The following is a 24671-nucleotide window of genomic DNA, read 5'->3' on the forward strand; positions in this document are numbered from 1 at the left end:
CTATGCACATTCGGTATTTGTCCTTGCGGGACTTCCGCTCCTGGCCGGAGTTGGAAGTCGAGTTCACGCCTGGAATTACCGTATTTACCGGGCAAAATGGCTACGGCAAGACCAATATCGTCGAGGCCGTTGGGTATCTCTCCACGCTCGGCTCGCATCGAGTGTCTACGGATGCTCCGCTGGTTCGGTCGGGGACCCCGTCGGCACGCATTTCGGCGACGGCGGTCAATGATGGCCGCGAGCTGACGGCGCATCTGCTCATCAATCCGCATCGCTCGAATCAGGCGCAGATCAATCGCACGCGGCTGAAGTCTCCGCGGGAGCTGCTGGGGATCGTTAAGTCGGTCTTTTTCTCGCCCGAGGATCTCACGCTGGTCAAGGGCGAGCCCGCTTCCCGTCGCCGATACATCGATGATTTGCTCGCTTTACGACGGCCACTGTCCGCCGGTATCCGCATTCAATATGACAAGATTTTGCGTCAGAAGAATGCGCTGCTGAAGTCGGCGGGCTCGACGCTGCGCCGTGGCTATTCTTCCTCGGAGGGGCAGGCCGCACTGAGCACGCTGGATACCTGGGATGCGCAATTGGCGCAGGTGGGAGCGGCGTTAATGGCTGCGCGCATGGATTTGATCGCCGAGCTTTCCGAGCATGTCAGCGAGGCCTATGCCACGCTTGCCCCGCACTCGCGCCCAGCCACGATTGCCTATGCGCCGAAGGTCGACAGTCTGGATGGCGGGCCATTGCCCAGCGAACCGGAGCTGCTCGAGGCACTGCTGCTGACGAAGATGGCGGAGCGCCGCACCGCGGAGATTGAGCGCGGTTCCTGTCTCGTTGGTCCGCATCGCGATGATCTCAACCTCATTCTCGGCAATGACCCCGCCAAGGGCTTCGCTAGCCACGGCGAGACCTGGTCTTTTGCACTCGCGCTGCGTCTCGGCGCGTACTTTTTGCTCCGTGCCGATGGGCCCGACCCGATCTTGGTGCTTGACGACGTGTTTGCGGAGCTCGACCGGCATCGTCGGGAAGCTCTCATGGAAATCGCGCAGCAGGCTGAGCAGGTGTTGATCACCTCGGCGGTGGGAGAGGAGTTGCCTCAGGCACTGGTCGAGGATTCTTCGGTGACCCATCACACGGTAACGGTGGCGCAGACTGAGCAGGGGCGAATCTCACTGCTGGATGAAAACCCAGTCGCGGAAGAGTGACGGGTATGGTCGAGAACATGGAGCCGGATAACTCACCGGAAGAGGAAAACGACCTGATCAGTGACGCTTTCTTCCGCATGCGCGATGCTGCAAAGGAGGGCGGTCACAAGTTACCGAATCTCCAGCGGCCACCGAAGAAGAAGGGCTCGTGGTCTGGCCTCGATAGCCGTGTGCCTGTGAAGGCCGCGGAGGGGATCGTTGCGGACGTCGATAAGCAGCGGGCAGCGCAAGCAGTGGTGCGAGATCGTGCCGGAACGGTGATTTCGCCGAGCCTATTGAAGGAGGCGGGGATTCGGCTGTACCGGAAATATGACCGTCGACCTGCGCCGATTGGTGCGGTGCTGAATAAGGCAGTAGTCGATCGCGGCTGGCAGATCCACATTGCCCACGGTGTGATTATGACGGAGTGGGATTCGATGGTCGGCAAGGTTGTCGCGGAACACTCCCAGGTCAAGGAGTTCAAGGACGGCACTTTGGTGGTCGAGTGCCAATCGACAGCATGGGCAACACAGCTGCGGCTGGCACAGCGACAGGTTTTGAAGTCGATCGCGGAACGCGTCGGGGATGGAGTGGTTGAGGAAATTAAGGTGCTGGGGCCGAAAGCGCCGAATTGGCGCAAGGGCAAATTGCACATCGAGGGCCGAGGACCGCGTGATACTTACGGGTAAAGGTCGGTAAACGGTCTACGATTAGCCGTCGGTATGCGTAAAACTGCGAAATTTGGTCCTTTGAGCGCATCGGCTATATCCACAGTAGGGGACTACGTTGGGGTAAGATGGGCAGGAGAAAACCGGCAGGCGGTTCTTGAGACGTTATCGACTTCCAAACTAGCCAGACCTATCTAGTAGTCCTATGTAGTTCTGGCTGGCGCTGATAGCGCTTGACCGCCGGCCTATTTTTCGCGCGCTGACGAATGTTGCGCGGGGAGAGAACCAAGAATAGGAGACGCGCCGAACCGTGGCTGCTACCGAACATCAATATGACGCCTCATCGATTACCATCCTCGAGGGCCTCGAGGCCGTGCGTAAGCGGCCGGGTATGTACATTGGCTCGACTGGTGAGCGTGGCTTGCACCACCTGGTGTGGGAGGTTGTAGACAACTCCGTCGACGAGGCGATGGCGGGTTACGCCACCGATGTTGAGGTCACTCTGCTGGAAGACGGCGGCGTTCAGGTCCGCGATAACGGCCGTGGTATTCCTGTCGAAATGCACCCGTCGGGTATGCCGACGGTGCAGGTGGTTATGACTCAGCTGCACGCCGGCGGCAAGTTTGACTCCGAGTCCTACGCTGTTTCCGGTGGTCTGCACGGTGTGGGTATTTCGGTGGTTAACGCGCTGTCGACCCGCATGGAAACCGAGGTCATCCGCGATGGCTACACCTGGTACCAGAACTTCGACCAGGCTGTTCCGGAAGAAATTATCCGAGGTAAGAAGACTCGCGGTTCGGGTACCACGCAGCGTTTCTGGCCGGATCCGGAGATTTTTGAGACCACCGATTTCAAGTTCGACACCATTTCTCGCCGCCTGCGCGAGATGGCGTTTTTGAACAAGGGCCTGACCATCACGTTGGTGGACAAGCGTGTCTCCGAGGAGGAGCTCGAGGCTGAGGCTCTGGCGGAGCAGGCGGAGACCGAATCCGCTGAGATCGCCAAGGATGCGGTTGAGGAGCAGAAGGAGAAGGCAGAGAAGACCACCAAGCCGAAGGAGCGCCGCAAGGTCTTCCACTACCCGAATGGTCTGCGGGATTATGTCGAGACTCTGAACAAGTCGAAGAACATCATCCACCCGACCATCATTTCCTTCGATGCTGCAGGTGACGGCCACGAGGTCGAGATTGCAATGCAGTGGAACTCGGGTTACTCCGAGTCGGTGCACACCTTCGCCAACACCATTAACACCATTGAGGGTGGCACGCACGAAGAGGGCTTCCGTTCTGCGTTGACATCGCTGATGAACCGCTATGCGCGTGAGCACCGCCTGTTGAAGGAGAAGGAAAACAACCTCTCCGGCGAGGATTGCCGTGAAGGTCTCGCTGCCGTGATTTCGGTGAAGGTCGCCGATCCGCAGTTCGAGGGCCAGACGAAGACGAAGCTCGGTAACACCGAGGTGCGTTCCTTCGTCCAGCGCATGACTAATGAGCACATCGGTCACTGGCTGGAGGCCAATCCGGCTGAGGCCAAGGCCATTGTTAACAAGGCCATTGCTTCGGCACATGCCCGTCAGGCGGCTCGTAAGGCCCGTGACCTGGTGCGTCGTAAGTCCGCGACCGATCTTGGCGGTCTTCCGGGTAAGTTGGCGGACTGCCGTTCGAAGGACCCGAAGCAGTCCGAGCTGTTCATCGTGGAGGGTGACTCCGCAGGTGGTTCTGCAAAGGCAGGCCGAAACTCGCTGTTCCAGGCCATTTTGCCGCTGCGCGGTAAGATCTTGAACGTCGAGAAGGCGCGCCTGGATAAGACGCTGAAGAATAACGAGGTCCAGGCCATTATTACGGCGCTGGGCACCGGTATTCACGACGAGTTCGACATCGAGAAGCTGCGCTACCACAAGATCGTGCTGATGGCCGACGCCGATGTCGATGGTCAGCACATTGCCACGCTGCTACTGACGCTGCTGTTCCGCCTGATGCGTCCGCTGATTGATGAAGGGCACGTCTACCTCGCCCAGCCGCCGCTGTACAAGCTCAAGTGGGCCAAGGGTGAGCCGGGCTACGCCTACTCAGATGCTGAGCGCGATCAGCTGCTGGAAGAGGGGCTGGCTGCCAACCGCAAGATCAACAAGGACGATGGTGTTCAGCGTTACAAGGGTCTCGGTGAGATGAACGCCGCTGAGCTGTGGGATACCACCATGGATCCGGATCACCGCGTGCTGCGTAAGGTCGCCCTCGAGGACGCGCAGAAGGCGGACGAACTGTTCACCATTCTGATGGGCGATGACGTCGCTTCACGACGTTCGTTCATCACCCGTAATGCGAAGGACGTTCGCTTCCTCGACGTCTAAGCCGATACCAAGTCTGGTTATCGGCTTGTCGGTTCCCCTGACAAAACCTCCGTTCAGCCATTAATGTTTATGAAATGGAAGATACTCGGGGAAGCATGGTCAACGGGGAACCGCCAGTCGAGCCACGTATTGTGCAGGAGACATTGCCAGATGGCTCCGTGACCCCGATGGCGCTTCGGTTTCCCGAAGGTTCGCCTCGGGGCATTGTCGTTATTTGGCCGGGCTTTGGCATGGGTGCTCGCTACTACCGGCCGATTGCCCAAGAGTTACAGCGTCGAGGTTTTTGCGTCCTGACCTCGGAGTTGCGCGGCCAGGGTAACCAAACTGCGGTGGCCACCCGCCGTCACAATTGGGGCTACCAGGATCTCGCGTCGGTGGATTATCCCTTGGCGGTGGCTTGTGCTCGGAAGGAATTCGACCATCTGGCAGCAGGGGAGAAGCTTCCCGTTTATTTGCTGTGTCATTCCATGGGCGGCCAGATTGCTTCTCTGTATTTGGCCCGACCGGAAGCGGATGTGGCCGGCGTGGTGATGGTCGGATCCGGCACCCCGCACTATAGGTGTTTTACTGGCAACGAGTACAAGCGGCTTCGTTACGGTGCACCATTTATGCAGGTGGTATCCCAGATTTTGGGTTATTGGCCGGCAGGCAGGTTCGATGTGGCTGGTTACGGTCGGCAGGCTCGCAATCATGTGGTGGAGTGGGCGCGCTTCTCGCGCACGGGCTTTCTGCGACCACGGGGTGCAGACATCGACTATGCCGCTGAGATGCCGAAAGTAACTACCCCAGCGTTATTGCTGAACTGTGGCGGTGACCGTGATTGCCCAGCGGAATCTGCGCAAGCGCTAGCTCGGATGTTGCCTAAGTCTGCGAAGTACGAGTTCATTGAGCAGCGCCTTGGCCATAATCGGTGGGCGCGTGAGCCACAGGCTGTGGTTGACCGTTTCGAGCGATTTATCGAGGAGAATTAAGCGGCAGTTCGCCGGCTGGTAATCTGCGCTTCTTAACGTAGATGCCTATGGCAACTTCACCTAAAAATATATCTGAATTTTCCCGTCGGCACTTCCTGCAGACCGCCGCTGGAGTCGGTGCTGTCACCGCTGCGAGCACGCTGCTGCCGCCATCGTTGCTCCATGCACTCGCGCAGCCCCGACCGGCTGGCTCCCTCGACCAGGTTGAGCACGTTGTCGTGTTGATGCAGGAAAACCGCTCTTTTGATCACTACTTCGGCACGCTCCGAGGTGTGCGGGGGTACAACGACAATTCCGCTTTGCCGGGCGTTTTCAACCAGAGTGGGGTCAGTCCATACCTGATTCGCAACGCCGCTAATCGCGGTGATCTCTCGGTGGAGTACATTGCAAGTTTGCCGCACGGTTGGGAAGACGGGCAGGTTGCACTAAATGGCGGCCGCTGTAACGGCTGGATCGAGGCCAAGGGTAAGGGCACGATGGCCTGTTATGACCGCCAGGACATCGCGTTCCAATTCGCTCTCGCAGAGACGTTCACTATCTGCGATGGTTACTTTTCCTCGATGCCTACGTCGACAAGCCCGAACCGCAACTACCTGTTTTCAGGTGATACCCGAAGGGAACCGTGGGGGACTGGAGCGGTTGGCAATGCGGCGTACGAGCCGACGCACCCGGGGTACAGGTGGCGCACGTATGCCGAGGATCTCTCGGCGGCTGGGGTGCCATGGCGCGTTTACCAGGAGTGGGATAACTACACGGACAACAACCTGGATTTCTTCGCCGCGTTTCGAAATATTGGCCGCAAGGTCATTCGTGAGGCCGGGCTGCCTGGGCTCGACATGACGGGTTTCCACGAGAAGCTGCTGGAACTGGGCGATGGGATGCCGCCAACTGCAGAGCAGCAGGAGATGGTCGACCGCCTGAATGCCGCTGTGGAGAAGCTGCCTGAGGCGGAACGGGATCTCTATGATCGCGCGCTGGACCGCCGCCAGCCGGGCACGCTAACCGACGCTTTCCGACGGGATGTTGAATCCGGGCAGCTGCCAAAGGTGTCCTGGATTGTGCCTTCGTCTGCGGAAAGCGAGCACCCGGGAGCGTCCTCGCCGATTCAGTCGGCGAATATCACTTACCGCCTGTTGGATGCGTTGGCCTCCAACCCGGAGGTGTGGGCCAAGACCGTCTTCCTGATTAACTTTGACGAGTTTGATGGTTACTTCGACCATGTGGTGCCGCCGTTGCCGCCGAAGAATGAGCCGGGGGAGTGGTACCTGGGCAAGCCGAAGGGGCTCGGTTTCCGCGTCCCGATGACTGTCATTTCACCGTGGTCGGTGGGTGGTTTGGTGTCCTCAGAGATCTTCGATCACACTTCGGTGATCCGTTTCCTGGAGCAAGTCACCGGCGTGAGCTGCGGAAATATCACTGATTGGCGTCGTCGGGTATGTGGTGATTTGGTATCCACACTGGACTTCTCGGCGTCTACGGGAATGCAGCTTCCAGAGCAGCCGGGACCAGCGCCGGAGTTTGTGAAGCGCTGGGAGGCGGAGCCGGCCGGTGACTATCCTGTGCAGGAGTCCGAGCAGGCGACCGCGCTGCCGACACCGTACCGGCTGCACGCCTACCTCAAAGACGGCAATCTTGTACTGGTCAATGACGGTTCCCGTGAGGCTGTTTTTGCTGTTTACAGTGGCAATAGGGTGGAGCATCACACGGTGCTCGGTACGTTAGAGCTGCGAATTGGACTCCTGGAGCGCGAACTTACCGTGTGCGGCCCGGACCGCTTCCTGCGTGTATTCAGCAAGACGGCGAAGGCGTTGCCGGAAGTCACTTTGGAGCACGCGGCGGGACGTGTTCTGGTTGGCGGGCAAGACCGGACGGCTGATTATGTCCGTGATGGCTGGTACGAGGTCGAGCTGACTGAAGGTGAGGCCACGGCGTATTACACGGGCCGGCTGGAGTCCGGCAATCGCATTCCGACGAGCCCGTTTACCCGAAAGGGTGACTAGGCCCTGTCCCCGGCTAAGTGCCACCTTTGACTAGCTCCCACGTCTCTGCGAATGACAGCTCTTCGCCGTTGGTGGTGAGGAGTATGTGTGCAAGTAGTGCGCCCAGTGCGGTGTTGCCAAAACTTAGTGGTTTCACGTGAAACGTTGCGTAAGCGACCGCCTGCGCTGCCGCAGAAATCGCGGGAAAGCTACGGTGACCAGCAATGACTCCTGAGCTGGCGGCGACAATAGCGCTGATTGTCCACGGCCTCGCAAGTGTAGCGTCGGCCAATTCCGGCACTGTGGCCACCAGTTCATCGGTAGCCGCCAGGATAGCGGCCTCGCTGAGAGGCTGAATCTGGGGCGCGCTCATTCTTGTACTCCGCGGGGCCTTGGGGAGCTCAACTTTCGCAGCAGCGCCATGTCGGTATCAATTACGCTTGCCGTAATTTCCCGGGCCTGACCTTGTTGAAGGGCTCTCGTGGCGGCGGATTCGATGGCGCGAATGACGGCCTCGTGTTTAGACACGCCCTCCATGTGCGCCAGCAGCGCCAGAGCGGTGTCCTGTTCTTTCGTGAGTCTCAAGGTCATCGCCATCGCATTTGCTCCTTGCTGCCTAGCTTGTGCCGTCTTATTCGTCTCTACTAGGCCTAAAACCCCAGATTTGATACCACAATGGTATCGAAAAGTTGCACACGGCGTCGTAAAGCGGGCTCTAAAGCCCTGTAGAATGGATGCGAACCTCTTTTAAGTAAAGGAAGCAGTCATTGAGCGACGATAACAACAACGACGGCTCATCTTTCGGAAGTGGAGTATTGGGCCACCAGGTTCGCCCGATCGACATCAATGAAGAGATGCAGTCGAGCTATATCGACTACGCCATGAGCGTGATTGTTGGCCGTGCGCTGCCGGAGATCCGTGATGGTCTCAAGCCGGTGCACCGCCGCATTCTCTACGCCATGTTCGACAACGGCTACCGCCCGGAGCGCGGCTATGTGAAGTCCGCAAAGCCGGTTTCGGACACGATGGGTAACTACCACCCGCACGGCGACAGCGCTATTTACGACACCATGGTGCGCATGGCGCAGCCGTGGTCCATGCGCTATCCGCTTGTCGACGGTCAGGGTAACTTCGGCTCCCGCGGTGACGACGGCCCCGCAGCTATGCGTTACACCGAGGCTCGTCTGACGCCGTTGGCCATGGAAATGGTGCGCGACATTCGCGAAAACACCGTCGATTTCCAGCCGAACTATGACGGTCGTACGACAGAGCCGGTTATTCTGCCGTCGCGTGTCCCGCAGCTGTTGATGAACGGCTCTGGCGGTATTGCCGTCGGTATGGCCACCAATATCCCACCGCACAACCTGCGTGAGGTCGCGGATGCCATCAACTGGTGCCTGGACAACCCGGAAGCGGATGAAAAGACCACGCTGGATGCGGTCATGGAGCGCATCAAGGGCCCGGATTTCCCAACTGCCGCCCAAATTGTCGGCGATAAGGGCATCAAGGAGGCCTACACCACCGGCCGTGGTTCGATTCGCATGCGCGGTGTGACCTCGATTGAGCAGGAGGGCACTCGTCAGTCGATTGTCATCACTGAGCTGCCGTACCAGGTCAACCCGGACCGCATGATTGCCAACATCGCGGATCAGGTCAAGGACGGGCGTCTGCAGGGCATTGCCTCGATTGATGACGAATCTGACCTGAAGTGGGGCATGCGTATCGTCGTCAAGCTCAAGCGCGACGCCGTACCGCGTGTGGTGCTGAACAACCTGTACAAGCACTCCCAGCTGCAGACCAGCTTCGGTGCGAACATGCTCGCCATCGTCGACGGTGTGCCTCGTACGCTGCGCATTGACCAGATGGTGACGCTGTATGTCGCCCACCAGATTGAGGTCATTGTTCGACGGACCCAGTTCCGCCTGGACGAGAAGGAAAAGCGCGCCCATATCCTGCGCGGCCTGGTCAAGGCTCTGGATATGTTGGACGAGGTCATCGCCCTGATTCGCCGGTCCGCCACGGTTGATACCGCGCGCACGGGCCTGATGGGTCTGCTCGACATCGACGAGATTCAGGCTGACGCCATTTTGGCGATGCAGTTGCGTCGCCTGGCTGCTCTGGAGCGCCAGAAGATCATTGACGAGTTGGCTGAGATCGAGCTCGAGATCGCCGACCTGAAGGACATCCTGGCCAAGCCGGAGCGTCAGCGCGCCATCGTTAAGGAAGAGCTGGGCGAGGTCGTGGAGAAGTACGGCGATGACCGTCGTACCCAGATCGTGGCCGCTGAGGGCGACGTCACCGAAGAGGACCTCATCGCCCGCGAAAACGTGGTCGTGACCATTACCTCCACGGGCTACGCCAAGCGCACCAAGGTCGATGCCTACAAGGCACAGCGCCGTGGTGGCAAGGGCGTGCGCGGTGCGGACCTGAAGCAGGACGACATCGTCCGCCACTTCTTCGTCTGCTCCACGCACGACTGGATTCTGTTCTTCACCAACAAGGGGCGCGTCTACCGCCTCAAGGCCTATGAACTGCCGGAGGCCACTCGCGCCGCCCGCGGCCAGCATGTCGCCAATCTGCTGGAGTTCCAGCCGGAGGAGCGCATCGCCGAGGTGCTGCAGATTCAGAGCTACCAGGACAGCCCGTACCTGGTGCTGGCTACCAGCGAGGGCAAGGTCAAGAAGTCTCGCCTGGAGGACTACGAGTCCGCTCGCTCCGCTGGCCTGATTGCCATCAACCTGCGCGAAGGCGACTCCCTCATCGGTGCTCGTCTGTGCTCTGCTGACGATGACCTGCTGCTCGTCTCCGAGCGTGGCCAGGCCATTCGCTTCACCGCCTCCGACGACGCGCTGCGCCCGATGGGCCGCGCCACTGCCGGTGTCCAGGGTATGCGCTTCAAGGGCGACGACAAGCTGCTCAGCATGGTCGTGGTCGAGGAAGAGCACAACCTGCTGGTCGCCACGACCGGTGGCTTCGGCAAGAAGACCAAGCTCAGCGAGTACACCCCGCAGAACCGTGGCGGTATGGGCGTGCTGACGCTCAAGTACGACCCGAAGCGTGGTCCGCTGATGGGCGCCCTGGTGGTCGACAACGACGACGAAATCTTCGCTGTCACCTCCGCCGGCGACATCATCCGCACCAACGTCAACGAGATTCGCGCCACCTCGCGTGCCACTAAGGGCGTGCGCCTGGTCAACCTCGCTGACGGCGTGGAACTGCTGGCTATCGACCGCAACGTCGAGGATGAGGGCGAAGAGACCGCTTCTAAGGTCTCTGAGGCCGGAACCTTGGACGTAGTCCCGAAGCGCACCGGCGCGACCAAGAGCACCGGTGCCGCTGAGTCCGGTGACTCGGAGGCGGAGAAGGAGTAAGCGTATGGCCGAAACTAACTTGGTAGTCGACAAGGTGAGCCCCTGGTCCGCCATGCGCATTACGGCGGCCACTGGTTTCATTGGCTTCCTCGTCTGGCTTGCCGCGGTTGGCCTGCTCTACCTCTTGCTCTCCGGGATGGGATTGCTCGCTCCGATTAGTGAAATGGTCGGCGGGGAGGATTCCATCAGCGCGGGTCTCGTCCTTGGCCTGGCGGCCGCTGTAGGAGCGCTGTGGTGGGTGCTGTCGATTGGGCTCATGGCCCTCGGCGCGGTCATCTACAACGCTTGCGGCGGTCTCGTCGGAGGTCTCAAGATTTCGCTTGCCGACGACGACTAGGCTGCCTAGCCTCCCGCTGGCCCCGGTGTCACCCCCGTTCGGTGGCCCCGGGGCCGCGTTGGTTCAGAGGTGTTTTCAGTGATCTGGTTATGGAGTAGCCGTAATGACTACTTAATGACTGCTTTTTAACTCAATATTTAGGCCTCTGACCAGGCGATTTGTGAAGTGTCATGGTTACGGGTTAAGTTATATCTCGTTCCACGGGGCCTATAGCTCAGGCGGTTAGAGCACTTCGCTGATAACGAAGGGGTCGGAGGTTCAAGTCCTCCTAGGCCCACTGCCGAACAAGGTATAATTGCTCGGTGTACGGGGCTTTAGCTCAATTGGTAGAGCACCTGCTTTGCAAGCAGGAGGTCAGGGGTTCGATTCCCCTAAGCTCCACAAGGAACAAAATCCCCCGGTCGTAAGGCCGGGGGATTTTTGCGTTTTGGGGATGTAGACGGGGAGGGGGCAAGAACGCCGAGTTACTGACTGCGTTTATGACAAAAATGGCGTGAAAAATGGCTTGAAACTGTCATAAACTTGCACAGTTTCACATTTGCAGCCCGTCTTTCTGAAGTTGTCAGGTTTGCTGCTTAACCAAAAACGCCCGACCGCCTGCGCATCAACTGCACAGAACAATCGGGCGTGAAAAGGCTTTTGGCTATCTAGCCGCCTATTTACTTCTTGCGAGCCTGACCCGGCTTCGGAGCCGGCTTGGACGGCTTGGAAGAGATCTTCTTAGCGTCGTCAGCGTTCTTCTTCTCGGTCTTGACCTCGTCGACCTTGATTTGAGCCTGCTTGGAAGCCTCTGCGGCCTTCTCCTCAGTGGTCTCCTTGGCCTCAGCAGCCTTGTCCTTGGCCTCGTCGGCCTTGTCGGCTGCCTTGCCCTTTACCTCTTCAGCCTTTTCCTTAGCCTCAGAAGCCTTCTCTTCAACGGTCTCCTTGACCTCTGCGGCCTTCTCTTCGACCTTGTGCTTAACTTCCTGGGCCTTCTGCTGGTATGGAGCTGGGTCAACCGGGAGCTTGTCGTCCTTGCGCAGCTTCCAAACGATGACACCGACGATTGCTGCAACAACAGCGAAGACCAGGGAAGCGGTTGCGATGCGACCGTTCTTGGCGCGCTGCTCTTCCTTACCGGTTACCTTGTCGATAGCCTTCTGGGTGCGCACCTCGAGGTCCTTGCGAGCCTTCTTGGCCTTCTTTTCAGCCTTCTTAGCCTCGCAGCGAGCCTTGCAACGGGTCTTCTTGCCCTTGCGCTTAGCGTCCTTCTCGGCCTGCTTCGCAGCCTTCTTAGCCTGCTTCTTGGTCTCCTTGGACTTCTTCTCAACCTTGCCGGTCAGTTCTTCGGCCTGCTCAGCGAGCTGATCGCGGGCGTCGGAAACCTTTTCCTTAACGTCTTCCGCCCAATTGGTTGCTGCGTCCTTTGCTGCCTCGTTCTGTGCAGCTGCCACCTTCTTAGCCTCCTGCATCGTGTCGTAGAGCTCTGCAGCCTTCTTGTCCCGGTAATCCGAGTAGCTGTCGTAAGCGGACTTCAGTCCCTTGACAGCCAGCGAGATTGCGTTGGGGTTCATGACTCTCCTTTATTAGTGCGTCGCCAACAGGCATCGCCTTTAATTCTCAATCAATGATTAATACTGCTGCGGCGCCAGTGCCTCTGAGACCAAGATGCTTCTAAGTCCAAGAGCTAGGGCCCAGTTAGGCCTAGCGCCGAAATATTTGCAGCAGGCTCACATTCCAGCTTAGGCACTATTTGGCCTCCATGGGGGTCAACGAAGAACTCTTTTCCTTATCTTGAGAAACATTTTCGCTGGTTTCTGCCACGGAGAAACTCACCAGTAGGAGCAATTGGCCACCAAGGTCGGTATCCTAAGGAACGTGACTATTAAGACTGCTACTGCAACTGTGCACACCAACCATGGCGATATCGTGATTGACCTGTTCGGCAACCACGCGCCGAACACCGTCGACAACTTCATCGGCCTGGCAGAAGGCACGAAGGAGTACAAGGGTCAGAACGCCTCTGGCACCGAGTCCGGCCCGTTCTACGATGAGGCCATCTTCCACCGCATCATCGCTGGATTCATGATTCAGGGTGGTGACCCGCTGGGCACCGGCACCGGCGGCCCGGGCTACATGTTCGACGACGAGATCCACCCGGAGCTCCAGTTCGATCGTCCGTACCTGCTCGCTATGGCAAACGCCGGCAAGCGCGGCGGCCGTGGTACCAACGGTTCCCAGTTCTTCATCACCGTTGTTCCGACCCCGCACCTCAATGGCGCTCACACCATCTTCGGTGAGGTCGCTGATGACGCCTCGAAGAAGGTTGTCGACGAGATCGCTCGTGTGGCTACGGATCACTGGGATCGCCCGTTGGAGCCGGTCGTGATTACCTCCATCGACATCGAGAAGTAATCCGCTAGCTTCTACGCTCTTTAACCCGTCCGGTTGTTCCGGGCGGGTTTTTTCATGCCCATTTTCGCTTTACGACGGCCCGTAACCTCAATGTTGTGTTTAGGGGTAGTGGGGGTAGTAGCAAATCGTGTTGATTCTCCACATGTCCACAGCCCTGTGGACAAAATACTCCACTGTTCACCTAGGTGAACACGGGCCAAGAAGCACGTTACGGGTCCCAATTTTCACAAATTACAACAATTCACAGTTGTCCACAGACTTGTGCACATGTGTGGATAATTCCATTCTTGTAATTTACGAACCAGCGTTCGAAAGTGGTCGAACTCCGCAGAATATTGGAGTTACGCACAACTTGACTTGCAACTATGTTACTTGTTCACAGAGTTATCCACAGGCTGTGGATACTGTGGACACAGGGGATAGAACCAAAGTTGTCATGCTTTACGGTTTCTGTTACGTAACCCGTGAGAAATTTGGGACGAAATCTCTCCACAGTTATCCACAAATTACATGATTGTTACACAGGTTTCTGTGGATAACTTTTTTGCGCGATCAGTAGGAGGGAAATCCTCATTCGTCGAAAAACGTGTGGGAAACGGGTGTATTGACGGGGGTGAATTGACCTGGGTTTTTAGGTATGAGAAAAAGGCGCATCCAAAAGTGGATGCGCCTGAGGGGGTGCGATGTATTAGAGCTGACTAACGCCAACCCATAGTCATCAGCAGACCAACAATGAAAAGACCAAAGCCGATGACGTAGTTCCATGCGTTCAAAGTCACCATGAACGGAATATGCGGACCCGCGATGTAGTTGACCAGCAGCCAGCCCAAACCAATCAGCATGAACCCGAACATCAGCACCTTGTACCACACTGGTGTCTGAGTGCTATTGATTTTGACCGGGGTACGGCTGACAGAGGAGCCACCGGATTGTGGTGAATTAGTGCTTTCAATCTTTGCCTTAGGCATAGCGCTTTAAACTCCTTAGGTTGTGGTCAGCAGGTTGCGATCAGCGCGGTATCTACACTCCCGCGGTATATGCATAATTGTAAACTTTGCATCCGAACTTACCAGTGAAGTTCGCAGGCAGTAGAATTCCCAGTTATGCAGATTCTCGTCGTCGATAACTATGACAGCTTCGTATTCAATCTGGTCCAGTACATAGGCCAGCTCGGCGAAACGGTTACTGTCTGGCGCAATGATGATGCGCGTCTCCGCGATGTTGACGACGTCGTAAAGCAATTTGATGCAATCCTACTGTCGCCCGGTCCCGGTGAGCCGTCCAATGCGGGATGGACAGAGGACATTATTCGCGCGGTGAGCAGGCAGGACGAGCCGACACCGGTGTTGGGTGTGTGCTTGGGTCACCAGGCGATTGGTGAGGTCTTTGGTGCGCAGGTCGTGCGTGCCGACGAGCTGTTGCACGGCAAGACCTCCCCGGTCACTCATGACGGCACGGGTGTTCTGGCCGATGTGCCCAGTCCTTTTATTGCCACGCGCTACCACTCGTTGACGGTGGATCCGAAGACGTTGCCGGAGGAACTCATTGCCACGGCATTCACCGATTCGGGCATGCTGATGGCGATGCGCCACCGCGACCTGCCGATTCACGGCGTGCAGTACCACCCGGAGTCGGTACTCACCCAGTACGGGCACCGCATGCTGGTCAATTGGCTGCGACTGGCCGGCGGCGAGTACACCGAGGAACTCCTGGCGGAGTTGGAAGAGCAGCAGGCGGTGTACCAGCGCGCCTTCTCAGACGTGCTGGCACACTAGCCGTTAGTTAGGCAGCAGATCCGGCAGCCTTATGGGAGGTTCCGGAGCAGGCCGTTCCTCTGAAGAGCTCTCCGGGGCGACCCCCAGCCGGTAGACGCGTAGGGTGACCTCGCCGTCCTTGTTGAGCTTGGATCCGGCCGACGGGTTGGCTTTCTCCACGTGGTCGACCTTGGACAGATCCAGCGTGGTGACTTCCTCGGTGCGGATAGTTCCCTCGAAGCCGGCATCGGTGAGTGCCTTCTCCGCATCACTGCGAGTCTGGCCCTCAACTCGTGGCATCTTAATTTGGTTGCCGCGCGAAACGTGCAGCTCGACAGTCGTTCCGACGGTGAGCTCCGTGCCCTTCTGGGGAACCTCAACAACGGTTCCCTGTTCCTCAGTGGAGTCAACCTCCACCACCTCGACAACGAAACCAGCGGATTCGAGGGTCGTGCGGGCGGAATCCAACCTCTGACCAGTGACATCCGGAACAGTCTTGGTCTCGATACCGGAGGAGACAGTCAAAGTTACGCGGGTTCCCTTCGACACCTGAGAACCGGCAGCTGGAGACTGCTCGATGACATTGCCGCGCGGAACGTCCTCACTCGGTTCCTCTTGCAGCTTCGGATTGACGACAAGCCCCGCCTCCTCGAGCAGGCGGCGAGCTTCCTCTGCCTGTTTGTCGCGTACATCCGGCACATTGGTCAACTCTGGGCCCGAAGATACGCGCAGCTTGATACGAGATCCCTGCGGCAACCCCGATCCGACACCCGGTTCGGTGGCAATCACCGTGTCTCGGGGCACATCTGGGTTCGGCTCGTCGACGCGGTTGACCACGAAACCAGCCTGCTCGAGAACCTGCGTTGCCTCATTGACATTTAGGCCCTCGACCTGCGGAATGGCGACGGTCTCGACCTCGGTGGACGAGTTGAAAAGCTGGTAGGCGCCGTAGCCGACACCGCCGAGAGCGACCAGCGCAGCAGCCGCCAGTGCGACAGTCTTTCCTGCGCCACCCTTCTTTTTCTCAGGCTCGTCAGTGTTAGCGATCTGAGCAGGGGCTTCCGGCTGGGCAGCCACTCTCTCCGGTTCCGGAGCCGGAGCCGGAGCAGGGACAGCGGCCGGAGTTGCCTGCTGCGCAGGGGTCACCCGGGTCTCAGCATCCGACGGAGTTGCCGGAAGGAATTCGGTGGTCTTCGCGTCGTCGTCATGCGCGCCGTGGTGCGCCAGCGCCAACGGATCCTCGCCGCGTGCAAGACGACGCAAATCCTGGGCGAAGTCCTCTGCAGAGTCGTAGCGCTCCATCGGATCCTTGGCCATCGCGGTCAACAACACCGCGTCGAGGGCCTGAGCCGTGTTCGGGTCGGTGTTGAGCTTCCCCGAAGGCCGCGGCGGCTGGTCCTGAACGTGCTGGTAAGCGACAGAAAGAGGGGTTTCGCCGGTGAACGGCGGGGCGCCCGTGACGGCCTCGAAAAGTACGCAGCCGACAGCGTAGATATCGGAACGGGCGTCGGCGGTCTTACCGCGCGCCTGCTCCGGCGAGAGGTATTGCGCGGTACCCAGCACCGCCGCAGTCTGCGTCATCGTGGTGGAATCACCGAGCGCGCGAGCGATGCCGAAGTCCATCACCTTCACCTTGCCGGTGTTGGTCAGCATGATGTTCGCTGGCTTGATGTCACGGTGAATAATGCCCGCATGGTGGGATGCCGTCAGCGCATCACACACCGATGCCATGATCGATGCGGCCTTCTTCGGGTCGAGCCGCCCCTCACGACGAACAAGATCACGCAGGGTCTCGCCCTGAATCAGCTCCATGACAATGAAAGGCACGCGCCCCATCGGGCTATCCGTCTCGCCGGTGTCGTACACCGACACGATCGACGGGTGATTCAGCAGCGCTGAATTTTTCGCTTCACGACGGAACCTTGCGAGGAAGTTCTCATCCCTGGCAAGGTCGGCCCTCATCATCTTGACCGCGACAGAGCGACCGAGAACAGTATCTTCAGCGCGGTAGACATCGGACATGCCGCCAACGCCAATGAGCTCGCCGAGCCGATAACGGCCGGAGAGGAGATCGTCATTGCCAGACATTGTTCGTCAGTCCCTTCGGAAGGATTTCCACCAAAACATCTTGTACCTGAATATTACTGTGCATCTGGAGTCCCCAAGGTATTACCGGAGTCATTTCCCAGGGGCAATTGAATACCGGGCAGACCACCGCCGCTGGAGTCGTCGCCACTGTCGTTGCCATTGTCGTTGCCCGAATCCTGAGTCGGTTCGGACGTATCCGGAGCGGTCTCGCTGGTGTCCTGCTCAGTGGAGCTGTCAGAGGCACCGTCATTGTTGCCGCCGTAGTTTTCCCCAGAGTTGCCGCCGTCGTTATTTCCCCAGTTACCGGAATTGTCGCCCGACCAACCGTAACCAGAACCGTCGTTGGGGTCGGTGTTTTCCTCTGTGGTCTGCTGCTGTGACTGGTTCGGAATGTACTGCTCCAAGTTCGGAATGGTTGGCAGTGAACCGGTAGTCGACAGCGAATAGACGACCGCGATAGCACCGGCCAGCAACACTAGCAGCACCAACAGCACAATGCTGCCGCAGCCACAACCGCAGCCGCTGCGCTTCTTTGCCGGCTTACGCTGTCGGGCGGGTTGCTGCGGTGGCCGCTGCGGTTGCTGCGGTGGCTGCGACACCGGCATGGGCGGTCGCGTCATGGCACCGAGTTCGGTGGTCGCCGGGTTGGCAGCGTTGGATTGACGGTGCACCGTTGGGGTCACACCACGCGGCTGCGGTGGGCGGTGCCCCGCGCGCACTCGCAAAACAGCCTGTGCCAGCTCACGGCCATCGGCATAGCGACGCTGCGGATCCTTGCGCAGCATAATGCCGATAAGTTCGCGGATATGCGGATTGACCGTCGGCGCCAACGCAGGTGGTGCCTCGTTGATGTGTGCCACGGCAACCGCGACGGTGGAGTCGCCCTGGAAGGGCCGGGCGCCGGCCACCATTTCGTAGGCGACACAGCCAAGCGAGTAGATGTCTGTCGCCGGACTCACCTGTTTGCCCTGCGCCTGCTCCGGTGAGACATACTGCGCGGTACCGACGACCATGCCGGTACGCGTCAGAGGCACCGCTTCAGCGGCTTTGGCAATGCCAAAGTCGGTAATTTTCACCGTGCCCTCCGGCGTCACCAGGAGGTTGCCTGGCTTAATGTCGCGGTGGACAAGGTTCGCAGCGTGAATTGCCGACAGGCCGTGTGCAGTCTGCTCCAGAACGTCGAGCATCAGGTGCTCTGGCAGGGTGCGACGCCGCTGCAGCACCTGCGACAGAGATTCGCCACGGATGTACTCCATGACGATGTAACACGCGCCGTGGCTGCCGATATCGCCTTCCTCGTAGGTGACAATCTTCACCACGTTTGGGCTGTTGACGCTGCGCGCAGCGGCGGCTTCGTTCTGGAAACGCTGCCGGAACTCGTAGTTGTCCGAGTACTCCTGGTTCAGAAGTTTGATTGCAACCAGTTCGCCGCTGGTGGCGTCGTCGGCAAGCCAGACGGTGGACATGCCGCCACGGCCGAGCAGACGGCGAACGTGATATCGGTCGCCAACGATGTCTTGAACTTGGTGGGCATCCATGCTTATCGACCCGCCTGTTCGACCGCGTCAATGAGTGCACGGCCAATCGGGGCAGCAACGGAGGCGCCGGTAGCGCCCTGGCCCTGGCCGCCACCGTTTTCCACGACGACAGCCACGGCGACATCGGAGTCCGGCGCGAAGGCGATGTACCAGACGTGCGGTGCGTACTCGCCGCGGACAGCACCGTGTTCGGCGGTACCGGTCTTGGAGGCAATACGCGAACCGTTACCGCCCGAGTGCGACTCGGAGCCGCGCATCAGCTCAGTTACGGTCTCCGCGACCTCCGGCGAAATCGCCTCGCCGGCTTCAATCGGCTTGAAGGATTTGATCTCGGAGAGGTCGGCACCGCGCACCGATTTGATGATCTGGGGTTCCATGCGCACGCCGCCGTTGGCAATCGTGGCGGCGATGATGGCGTTGTCCAGCGGCGTGAAGGACACGTCGCGCTGACCAATGGAGGTCTGACCCAGCGAGGACTGATCCGGAATATCACCGACAGCGGAGGGCTGAATCGGCAGGCCCGCGTCATCGTGGGTCTCACCGATGCCGAATCGCTTAGCGACGTCCTTGAGCGCATCGGCCCCGTACTGCATACCGAGCTCAGCGAATGCCGTATTACAGGACTGCGCGAAAGCCTGGCGGAGAGTTGTAGTAGCCCCACCACAGGTCGAGCCACCGTAGTTCTCCAACGTAGTGGTGGTATCCGGCAGCGTAATCTGCGGTGCGCCAGTGACCGAGGTGTCCGGGGAAGCGCCTTGCTCCAGTGCCGTGACCGTGGTCAACACCTTGAAAGTGGAACCCGGCGGCAGCGGACGCTGAGTGGCGTGGTTGAGCAGCGGTGCGCCCTCATTGTTGTTGAGGGACTGCCAGGTACTCTCGTCGCCGGCGGTGATGTCATTCGGGTTGAACGACGGTGTGGAGGCCATCGCGAGAATTTCACCCGTCGATGGGCGAATGGCGACGGCGGAGCCGACGTAGCCGCGTTCAGCGAGTTGTTGGTACGCAGTCCGCTGAGCGTTCGGCAACAGCGTCAGCTCCGTGGAGGCCCCAGAGGGTTCCTTGCCCGTGACCATGTCGAGGGCGCGGGAGGTAAACAGCGAAGGGTCGCTGCCGTTCAAGATCTCGTTCTGAGAGCGTTCGATACCGGCGGAGCCGTAGATGTCCGACAGGTATCCGACCACCGCGGCATATGCCTCCGGGTCGGTGTCGTAGCTGCGGTCATAGAAGCCGCTCTCGCCCTTGACCGAGTGGGCCAGAATGTCGCCGTCAGTGGTGATTTGGCCGCGAGGTTTGGACTTTTCCTCCAGGAACTGACGGCTATTCAGCGGATTGTGGGCGTACTTATCCTGCTGGAAGCCCTGGATGTAGGTCAGGTTCGCCAGTAGAAGAACGAAGAGTCCGAGAACGACAACAAAGATTTGGCGAATGGTCTTATTCATCTACTGGTTCACCTCCTGAGATGCGTTGACATTGTCGTTGAGGCCCGAAGGGTTGCTTGGAATACCCCAGGGGCGGTTGGCCTCGTCAGAGACGCGCAACACGATGGCCAACATGATGTAGCTGGCCAACAGTGAGGAACCACCGGCTGACATGAACGGAGTAGTCAGACCGGTCAGCGGCATCAGCTTGGAAACACCGGCTGCAACCACGAACAGCTGAATGGCCATCGAGAATGCGACACCGGCCGCCAGCAGCTTGCCAAAGGAATCACGTACCGCCAAGCTCGCCGAAATACCGCGGGAAATCAGAATCGCGAACAGCAGGATGATGGCACTCAGGCCGGTAAAACCGAGCTCCTCACCAAAGGCCGAGAGGATGAAGTCAGAGTGTGCCACCGGAATGTTCTGTGGGTAGCCCTGGCCCAGACCGGTGCCACCGATGCCACCCCAGCTCATGCCGAACAGACCCTGGGAGAGCTGGTAGCCACCCTCGTCGTAGGAGCCCAACGGATCCAGGAAATGCGTGACTCGCGCCTGAATCTTGTCCGAAACCATGTAGACACCGACAACGCCGACGGTCACCAGCACCATGCCGATGATCAGCCAGGAACCACGACCGGTGGCAGCGTAGAGCATTGCCAGCACAGTGCCGAAGAGCACCAGCGCCGGGCCAAAGTCATTCTGCAGAGCCATGATGACGGTAGCGATGCCCCAGATCAGCAGAATCGGACCCAGGTCGCGAACACGCGGGAAATCAATGCCCAGGAAACGCTTGCCCGCCACATTGAACAGCGAGCGCTTATTCACCAGCAGCTGAGCAAAGAAGATCAGCAGCATGACCTTGGCAAACTCACCCGGCTGCATGGAGAACGGGCCGATGGAAATCCAGATGCGGGCATCAGCATTAATCGACGACGGCCACACCAGCGGTAGCGCCAACAGAATCAAGCCGCCGAGACCCAGCAGATACGAGTACTGCGACAGCGAGTGGTGGTTGCGCAGCAGGACAATCACGCCGATAAACAGTGCGACACTGAGTACGGTCCACATGATCTGATTGCGCACCAACGAGGTGTCATTGGCCAGGTCGAGGCGGTGAATCATCACCAGCCCCAAGGCATTGAGCGTTGCTGCAACCGGCAGCATCACCTGATCGGCGTTGGGCGCCACAAAGGTCAGCGCGATATGCGCCACTGCAAAAATCACAAAGAATCCGCCAATGATGTAAAAGACATCTCCGGTCAGAGAGTTACCCTGAGCCAGTTCCAGCGAAATTAGTGCCAAAAGCAACAATCCTGCCGACAGCAGCAGCAGGAGCATTTCCTTCATCCGAAGCTGTCGCTTCGTGGTAGTTTCACTCATTTTCGCACCTGCCTACAGTTGACTCCTGGCTTCGAGCCCAGCTTTTCATCCTTCTTGTCATCGTCGGAAACGGACAGACACACCGGCAGCGCCGACTCCGCCAAACGTCCAATCTGGTCGCTGACACCGTTGTAGGAATCAGCTGGCAGACCTTCCAGCGAATTGCGTGCCGCCGGTGAGAGATCTTCCGGCGTCATGATGTGGCAGTCGACCTTCTCCTTCGCCGTCCCAGCCGGAGGAAGCTGAACTTTATTGTCATCGGTCAAACAGATGAACTGATGTGGCTCTTGCAGATCGAAGCCCAGCAAACTGCCGGGCACGCCGTGCATCAGCTGCACCTGCCCGTCGACCACCGCGAGATGGTACATCGACTCCTTCTTCTGCCAGCCCCAAATACCAAGGCCGACCAACCCGGCCACCAGCACCAGCACCACAGAAATAACTAGCCACTTGCCCTTGGAAGCTTTCTTCTCCGGCGCCGAAGTCACTGCAATTTCCTGTGACTTCCGCGGGCGGAGTGCCGCCGCGCGTCCCGCTGACGTATTGGGGCGGGGGAGTTCCTCCTCCGCACTCTGCAGGGCACCGGCCAGGGCGGGCTCGTAAGGCGTGCGTGCCGACGAATCGACAACATCGGCAACCACCACGGTGATGTTATCCGGACCACCGGACTTCAACGCGTAGTCAATGAGCTTGGTAGCGGCCTCGTCCGGAGTGCCCTCCGAGAGCACATCCTTGATGGTGTCCGCGGACACTGGATCGGATAGACCATCCGAGCACAGCAGGTAGCGATCGCCCTCGTGAACATCGCGATAAGACAAAGTAGGCTCCACCGGGCGACCGGTGAGAGCCTTCAAAATCAGTGAGCGCTGAGGGTGAATTGCCGCTTCTTCTTCGGTGAGATTGCCCTCATCCACCAGGGACTGCACATAGGTGTCATCCCGGGTAATGCGGATGAGCTCCCCGTCGCGCAGCAGATAGCCACGCGAGTCACCGACATGGCACATGCCCAGGCGGGTGCCGTCGAAAAGCAGAGCAGTCAGCGTAGTGCCCATGCCTTGCGTAGAGGGGTTCTGCTCAATTTCATCCGCGATGGAGTTATTGCCCTCCATGCAGGCGCTGCGCAGGGACTCGAGCAAATCGGGGCCGGGCTGATCATTGTCCAGCCGAGAGACGGCCGCAATCATCAGCTGAGATGCGATTTCTCCGGCGGCGTGGCCACCCATGCCGTCGGCAAGCGCGAGCAGACGCGAACCCGCATAGGCGGAGTCCTCGTTGTTCTGTCGGATGAGGCCGCGGTCAGAGCGGGCCGTGTAATTCAGAGCAAGACTCATGGTTGCAACCTCAAAGTTGTACGGCCAATACGAAATTCCATACCCGAAGCCAGGCGTTCCGGCTGTTCCACGCGCTGGCCATTGAGGAATGTGCCATTGCGGGAGTCCAGGTCTTCCAGGTACCAGATGCCGTCGCGGTTGATGACGCGAGCGTGCTGGCCCGAGGCGAAGTCATCGTTGAGAACGAAGGCATTCGACTCTGAACGGCCAATAGTGATGTCGCGTTGGTTGTTTAGGTTCATGCGCGAACCCGCCAGCGGCCCGGAGGTGACAAGGAGCTGATGTGGAGTCTGCGAGCGCTGGAAACGCTTGGCCGGAGCACTGCTGGCCTGCCGAAGTGGGCGCAGCGGAGCCGAGCCTGTTGTTTCTGTACGCAGGGTGCGAAGCGTCATCCAAATGAAAAACCACAGGACGACCAGCACGCCGATGCGCGAAAGCAGAAAAACGATAGCTTCCACGTCCGAGGAACCTCCTTATGTAGAGCTGGTGGGTCCGCAAACCGAACACACGGACGTAATTATTCCAGGAATGTGTCGGCAAACCTAGGGCAGTGGCATGTGAACCTGGTGAACCTCACTACTTAGCGGATCTGAATCAGCGGATTTAACTAGCGGATCTGAACTTCGAGAACAGAATGCCCCAGCGAGATTTCGTCGCCGTCAGCCAGCAGCCAGTTCTCAATGGGTTCGCCATTGACAATGGTGCCGTTGGTCGAATGCAAATCGACGAGCACAGCGTCCTGGCCATCCCACGTGATTTCGGCATGCTGGCGGGAAACACCAGTATCCGGGAGGCGGAAGTCGGAAGCGGTGCCGCGGCCGATGATGTTCGAACCATGGCGCACCTCAAATACGCGCGAGGAGCCGTCCTGCAACAGCAGGGTGACGGTCTTTTCCTGGGGCTGGTCTTCGCCCACGGTCGCGCTGCTCAGCTCAGTTGCCGCTTCCGGGTCGACTGCGGGGATGGGGCGGGAAGCAGTGGGGAACTGCTCAGCTTCCGGCTGCGGGTGGTAGGCGGCAGAGGTCTCTGCAGCTTGGGGTTCCTCATCGCTTTGCGACGGGGCTGCGTCAGTGTTGGCATCATCGGCACTGTCCTCGAATGGGACGAACTCCGAGGTGCCCACGGTGTCCTCGGTGAAAGTGCTGGCCGTCTTCAACTGGCCGGTGTGGAGAGACTCCACTGCCTGCAGGTGGACGCTAATGGAACCGGTGAAGCCCCAGCCGTTGTTACGGCAGTAGCGCGTCATGCGGTCAGCCAACTGATTCGGCAGGTTGGGCTCGGACGCAGAAAGGTTCTTGTAGTCGGCAGCGCTGATGCCAATGCGGAAATCATTGGGTGCCAAGTACTGACCGTTGGCGTCCTGCATCAGGAAGTCTTCAATTTCCTGCTTCAGGCATTCTTCTAACTCATTCGGGACAACCTTGCCGCCGAACACGCGCGCAAAGCTGTTATCGAGCCCGCGCTGAAGCGAGCTATCGAGCTTGCGGATGCGTCCTAGGAAATCCATCTGACTAAAGAAATTCGCCTTCTCCCGCCAACCCGCGGCGGGTTACGTGAAAAAAATGTGCACAAAAATTATCGATACTTAAGCAACAGTATAGAGCCCTACACCTTCAGTTAAGGGCTAGGAACTGCTGAGGTTTATCAAATAGTGACGACGGTTGTGGGGGAAGTTGCTGGTACTAAGGGTGAAAAAGGCGTCTTAAATGCCGTTGGAAAGTGCTTGAAAAGTGGTGAAAAGTTGTGAAAAACGCGCGCTGGCCTGGGGATTTGGTGGTGTATTAGCGCAGGGTGTTATAGTTCTATTCGTTCCCACGGGCGAGTGGCGGAATGGCAGACGCGCTGGCTTCAGGTGCCAGTGTCCTTTACGGACGTGGGGGTTCAAGTCCCCCTTCGCCCACAGCGAAG

General features: G+C 58.9%; 20 protein-coding genes and 3 tRNA genes. 12 read left to right on the forward strand and 11 right to left on the reverse strand.

The genetic code is table 11. The features are described from left to right. The first annotated feature begins 2 nt into the window (after positions 1-2). The 5 genes from recF (at position 3) to HMPREF2820_RS00280 (ending at position 7170) form a co-directional block, all read left to right on the forward strand. The gene (recF, locus tag HMPREF2820_RS00260; RefSeq protein ID WP_070549578.1) at positions 3-1202 is read left to right on the forward strand and encodes a DNA replication/repair protein RecF; all 1200 of its coding nucleotides are present in this window, start codon (positions 3-5) and stop codon (positions 1200-1202) included. 5 nt (positions 1203-1207) lie between these two features. Further along, complete coding sequence (locus HMPREF2820_RS00265) at positions 1208-1870, forward strand: DciA family protein (RefSeq protein ID WP_005511606.1); 663 nt, start codon at positions 1208-1210, stop codon at positions 1868-1870. A 289-nt stretch (positions 1871-2159) separates the two neighbouring features. Beyond that, on the forward strand, positions 2160-4199 hold the full coding sequence (gene gyrB, locus HMPREF2820_RS00270; protein WP_016421743.1) for a DNA topoisomerase (ATP-hydrolyzing) subunit B: 2040 nt from the start codon (positions 2160-2162) through the stop codon (positions 4197-4199). 74 nt (positions 4200-4273) lie between these two features. Then, positions 4274-5170, forward strand: coding sequence for an alpha/beta fold hydrolase (locus HMPREF2820_RS00275; RefSeq protein ID WP_370449400.1), 897 nt, complete (start codon positions 4274-4276; stop codon positions 5168-5170). Between the two features lie 47 nt (positions 5171-5217). Next, positions 5218-7170, forward strand: a complete 1953-nt coding sequence (locus HMPREF2820_RS00280) for an alkaline phosphatase family protein (protein ID WP_070602167.1) — start codon at positions 5218-5220, stop codon at positions 7168-7170. Positions 7171-7183: 13 nt separating this feature from the next. On the opposite strand, the gene HMPREF2820_RS00285 is transcribed toward HMPREF2820_RS00280, so the two are convergent. Both HMPREF2820_RS00285 and HMPREF2820_RS00290 read right to left on the reverse strand, forming a co-directional pair. Beyond that, on the reverse strand, positions 7184-7522 hold the full coding sequence (locus HMPREF2820_RS00285) for a hypothetical protein (protein WP_070595880.1): 339 nt from the start codon (positions 7520-7522) through the stop codon (positions 7184-7186). After that, the gene (locus HMPREF2820_RS00290; protein WP_049170125.1) at positions 7519-7746 is read right to left on the reverse strand and encodes a hypothetical protein; all 228 of its coding nucleotides are present in this window, start codon (positions 7744-7746) and stop codon (positions 7519-7521) included. Before HMPREF2820_RS00290 ends, HMPREF2820_RS00285 begins: the two co-directional genes overlap by 4 nt. 257 nt (positions 7747-8003) lie before the next feature. On the opposite strand from HMPREF2820_RS00290, the gene gyrA reads away from it, so the two are divergent. From gyrA to HMPREF2820_RS00310, 4 genes are all read left to right on the forward strand, one after another. Continuing rightward, positions 8004-10520, forward strand: coding sequence for a DNA gyrase subunit A (gene gyrA / locus HMPREF2820_RS00295; protein ID WP_246822173.1), 2517 nt, complete (start codon positions 8004-8006; stop codon positions 10518-10520). Between the two features lie 4 nt (positions 10521-10524). After that, positions 10525-10857, forward strand: coding sequence for a DUF3566 domain-containing protein (locus HMPREF2820_RS00300; protein ID WP_049189406.1), 333 nt, complete (start codon positions 10525-10527; stop codon positions 10855-10857). A gap of 203 nt (positions 10858-11060) precedes the next feature. Next, positions 11061-11134: transfer RNA gene (locus HMPREF2820_RS00305), tRNA-Ile, on the forward strand. 31 nt (positions 11135-11165) lie between these two features. After that, positions 11166-11238, forward strand: a tRNA-Ala gene (locus HMPREF2820_RS00310). A gap of 278 nt (positions 11239-11516) precedes the next feature. Here the strand turns inward: HMPREF2820_RS00310 and HMPREF2820_RS00315 are convergent. Continuing rightward, entirely contained in the window at positions 11517-12410 is an 894-nt protein-coding gene (locus HMPREF2820_RS00315) for a hypothetical protein (protein WP_070602171.1), read from the reverse strand. A gap of 304 nt (positions 12411-12714) precedes the next feature. Between HMPREF2820_RS00315 and HMPREF2820_RS00320 the strand changes: the two genes are divergently transcribed. Continuing rightward, complete coding sequence (locus tag HMPREF2820_RS00320) at positions 12715-13251, forward strand: peptidylprolyl isomerase (RefSeq protein WP_369707163.1); 537 nt, start codon at positions 12715-12717, stop codon at positions 13249-13251. A 698-nt stretch (positions 13252-13949) separates the two neighbouring features. Here the strand turns inward: HMPREF2820_RS00320 and crgA are convergent. Next, on the reverse strand, positions 13950-14219 hold the full coding sequence (gene crgA, locus HMPREF2820_RS00325; RefSeq protein ID WP_005511903.1) for a cell division protein CrgA: 270 nt from the start codon (positions 14217-14219) through the stop codon (positions 13950-13952). A 135-nt stretch (positions 14220-14354) separates the two neighbouring features. Here crgA and HMPREF2820_RS00330 point away from each other — a divergent pair, with 135 nt between their 5' ends. Further along, positions 14355-15026, forward strand: coding sequence for an aminodeoxychorismate/anthranilate synthase component II (locus HMPREF2820_RS00330; protein WP_048731900.1), 672 nt, complete (start codon positions 14355-14357; stop codon positions 15024-15026). A gap of 3 nt (positions 15027-15029) precedes the next feature. Here HMPREF2820_RS00330 and pknB read toward each other — a convergent pair whose 3' ends face one another. From pknB to HMPREF2820_RS00365, 7 genes are all read right to left on the reverse strand, one after another. After that, positions 15030-17093, reverse strand: a complete 2064-nt coding sequence (pknB, locus tag HMPREF2820_RS00335; protein WP_070602173.1) for a Stk1 family PASTA domain-containing Ser/Thr kinase — start codon at positions 17091-17093, stop codon at positions 15030-15032. A 53-nt stretch (positions 17094-17146) separates the two neighbouring features. Further along, entirely contained in the window at positions 17147-18631 is a 1485-nt protein-coding gene (locus tag HMPREF2820_RS00340; RefSeq protein WP_070602175.1) for a serine/threonine-protein kinase, read from the reverse strand. A gap of 2 nt (positions 18632-18633) precedes the next feature. Continuing rightward, on the reverse strand, positions 18634-20070 hold the full coding sequence (locus HMPREF2820_RS00345) for a penicillin-binding transpeptidase domain-containing protein (protein WP_070602177.1): 1437 nt from the start codon (positions 20068-20070) through the stop codon (positions 18634-18636). Then, positions 20071-21432 carry an FtsW/RodA/SpoVE family cell cycle protein gene (locus HMPREF2820_RS00350; RefSeq protein ID WP_069358904.1) on the reverse strand — a complete coding sequence of 454 codons (1362 nt, stop codon included), beginning with the start codon at positions 21430-21432 and terminating at the stop codon, positions 20071-20073. Continuing rightward, complete coding sequence (locus HMPREF2820_RS00355; protein ID WP_049193413.1) at positions 21429-22763, reverse strand: PP2C family protein-serine/threonine phosphatase; 1335 nt, start codon at positions 22761-22763, stop codon at positions 21429-21431. The genes HMPREF2820_RS00350 and HMPREF2820_RS00355 overlap by 4 nt, the downstream gene beginning before the upstream one ends. After that, positions 22760-23221 (reverse strand): FHA domain-containing protein FhaB/FipA, encoded by a 462-nt coding sequence (locus HMPREF2820_RS00360; RefSeq protein ID WP_016421758.1) that lies wholly within the window; start codon positions 23219-23221, stop codon positions 22760-22762. Before HMPREF2820_RS00360 ends, HMPREF2820_RS00355 begins: the two co-directional genes overlap by 4 nt. 149 nt (positions 23222-23370) lie before the next feature. Further along, on the reverse strand, positions 23371-24270 hold the full coding sequence (locus HMPREF2820_RS00365; RefSeq protein WP_070602178.1) for a DUF3662 and FHA domain-containing protein: 900 nt from the start codon (positions 24268-24270) through the stop codon (positions 23371-23373). A 309-nt stretch (positions 24271-24579) separates the two neighbouring features. On the opposite strand from HMPREF2820_RS00365, the gene HMPREF2820_RS00370 reads away from it, so the two are divergent. Then, positions 24580-24663, forward strand: a tRNA-Leu gene (locus tag HMPREF2820_RS00370). Positions 24664-24671: the final 8 nt, after the last annotated feature.

This window comes from Corynebacterium sp. HMSC064E08, from assembly GCF_001811805.1.
Lineage (GTDB): Bacteria > Actinomycetota > Actinomycetes > Mycobacteriales > Mycobacteriaceae > Corynebacterium > Corynebacterium jeikeium_D.

Coding starts and splice junctions, on each gene's coding strand:
- recF (WP_070549578.1), top strand. CDS start 3: ATGCACATTCGGTATTTGTCCTTGCGGGACTTCCGCTCCTGGCCGGAG.
- HMPREF2820_RS00265 (WP_005511606.1), top strand. CDS start 1,208: ATGGTCGAGAACATGGAGCCGGATAACTCACCGGAAGAGGAAAACGAC.
- HMPREF2820_RS00275 (WP_370449400.1), top strand. CDS start 4,274: ATGGAAGATACTCGGGGAAGCATGGTCAACGGGGAACCGCCAGTCGAG.
- HMPREF2820_RS00280 (WP_070602167.1), top strand. CDS start 5,218: ATGGCAACTTCACCTAAAAATATATCTGAATTTTCCCGTCGGCACTTC.
- HMPREF2820_RS00285 (WP_070595880.1), bottom strand. CDS start 7,522: ATGAGCGCGCCCCAGATTCAGCCTCTCAGCGAGGCCGCTATCCTGGCG.
- HMPREF2820_RS00290 (WP_049170125.1), bottom strand. CDS start 7,746: ATGGCGATGACCTTGAGACTCACGAAAGAACAGGACACCGCTCTGGCG.
- gyrA (WP_246822173.1), top strand. CDS start 8,004: ATGCAGTCGAGCTATATCGACTACGCCATGAGCGTGATTGTTGGCCGT.
- HMPREF2820_RS00300 (WP_049189406.1), top strand. CDS start 10,525: ATGGCCGAAACTAACTTGGTAGTCGACAAGGTGAGCCCCTGGTCCGCC.
- HMPREF2820_RS00315 (WP_070602171.1), bottom strand. CDS start 12,410: ATGAACCCCAACGCAATCTCGCTGGCTGTCAAGGGACTGAAGTCCGCT.
- crgA (WP_005511903.1), bottom strand. CDS start 14,219: ATGCCTAAGGCAAAGATTGAAAGCACTAATTCACCACAATCCGGTGGC.
- HMPREF2820_RS00330 (WP_048731900.1), top strand. CDS start 14,355: ATGCAGATTCTCGTCGTCGATAACTATGACAGCTTCGTATTCAATCTG.
- pknB (WP_070602173.1), bottom strand. CDS start 17,093: ATGTCTGGCAATGACGATCTCCTCTCCGGCCGTTATCGGCTCGGCGAG.
- HMPREF2820_RS00340 (WP_070602175.1), bottom strand. CDS start 18,631: ATGGATGCCCACCAAGTTCAAGACATCGTTGGCGACCGATATCACGTT.
- HMPREF2820_RS00345 (WP_070602177.1), bottom strand. CDS start 20,070: ATGAATAAGACCATTCGCCAAATCTTTGTTGTCGTTCTCGGACTCTTC.
- HMPREF2820_RS00350 (WP_069358904.1), bottom strand. CDS start 21,432: ATGAGTGAAACTACCACGAAGCGACAGCTTCGGATGAAGGAAATGCTC.
- HMPREF2820_RS00355 (WP_049193413.1), bottom strand. CDS start 22,763: ATGAGTCTTGCTCTGAATTACACGGCCCGCTCTGACCGCGGCCTCATC.
- HMPREF2820_RS00365 (WP_070602178.1), bottom strand. CDS start 24,270: ATGGATTTCCTAGGACGCATCCGCAAGCTCGATAGCTCGCTTCAGCGC.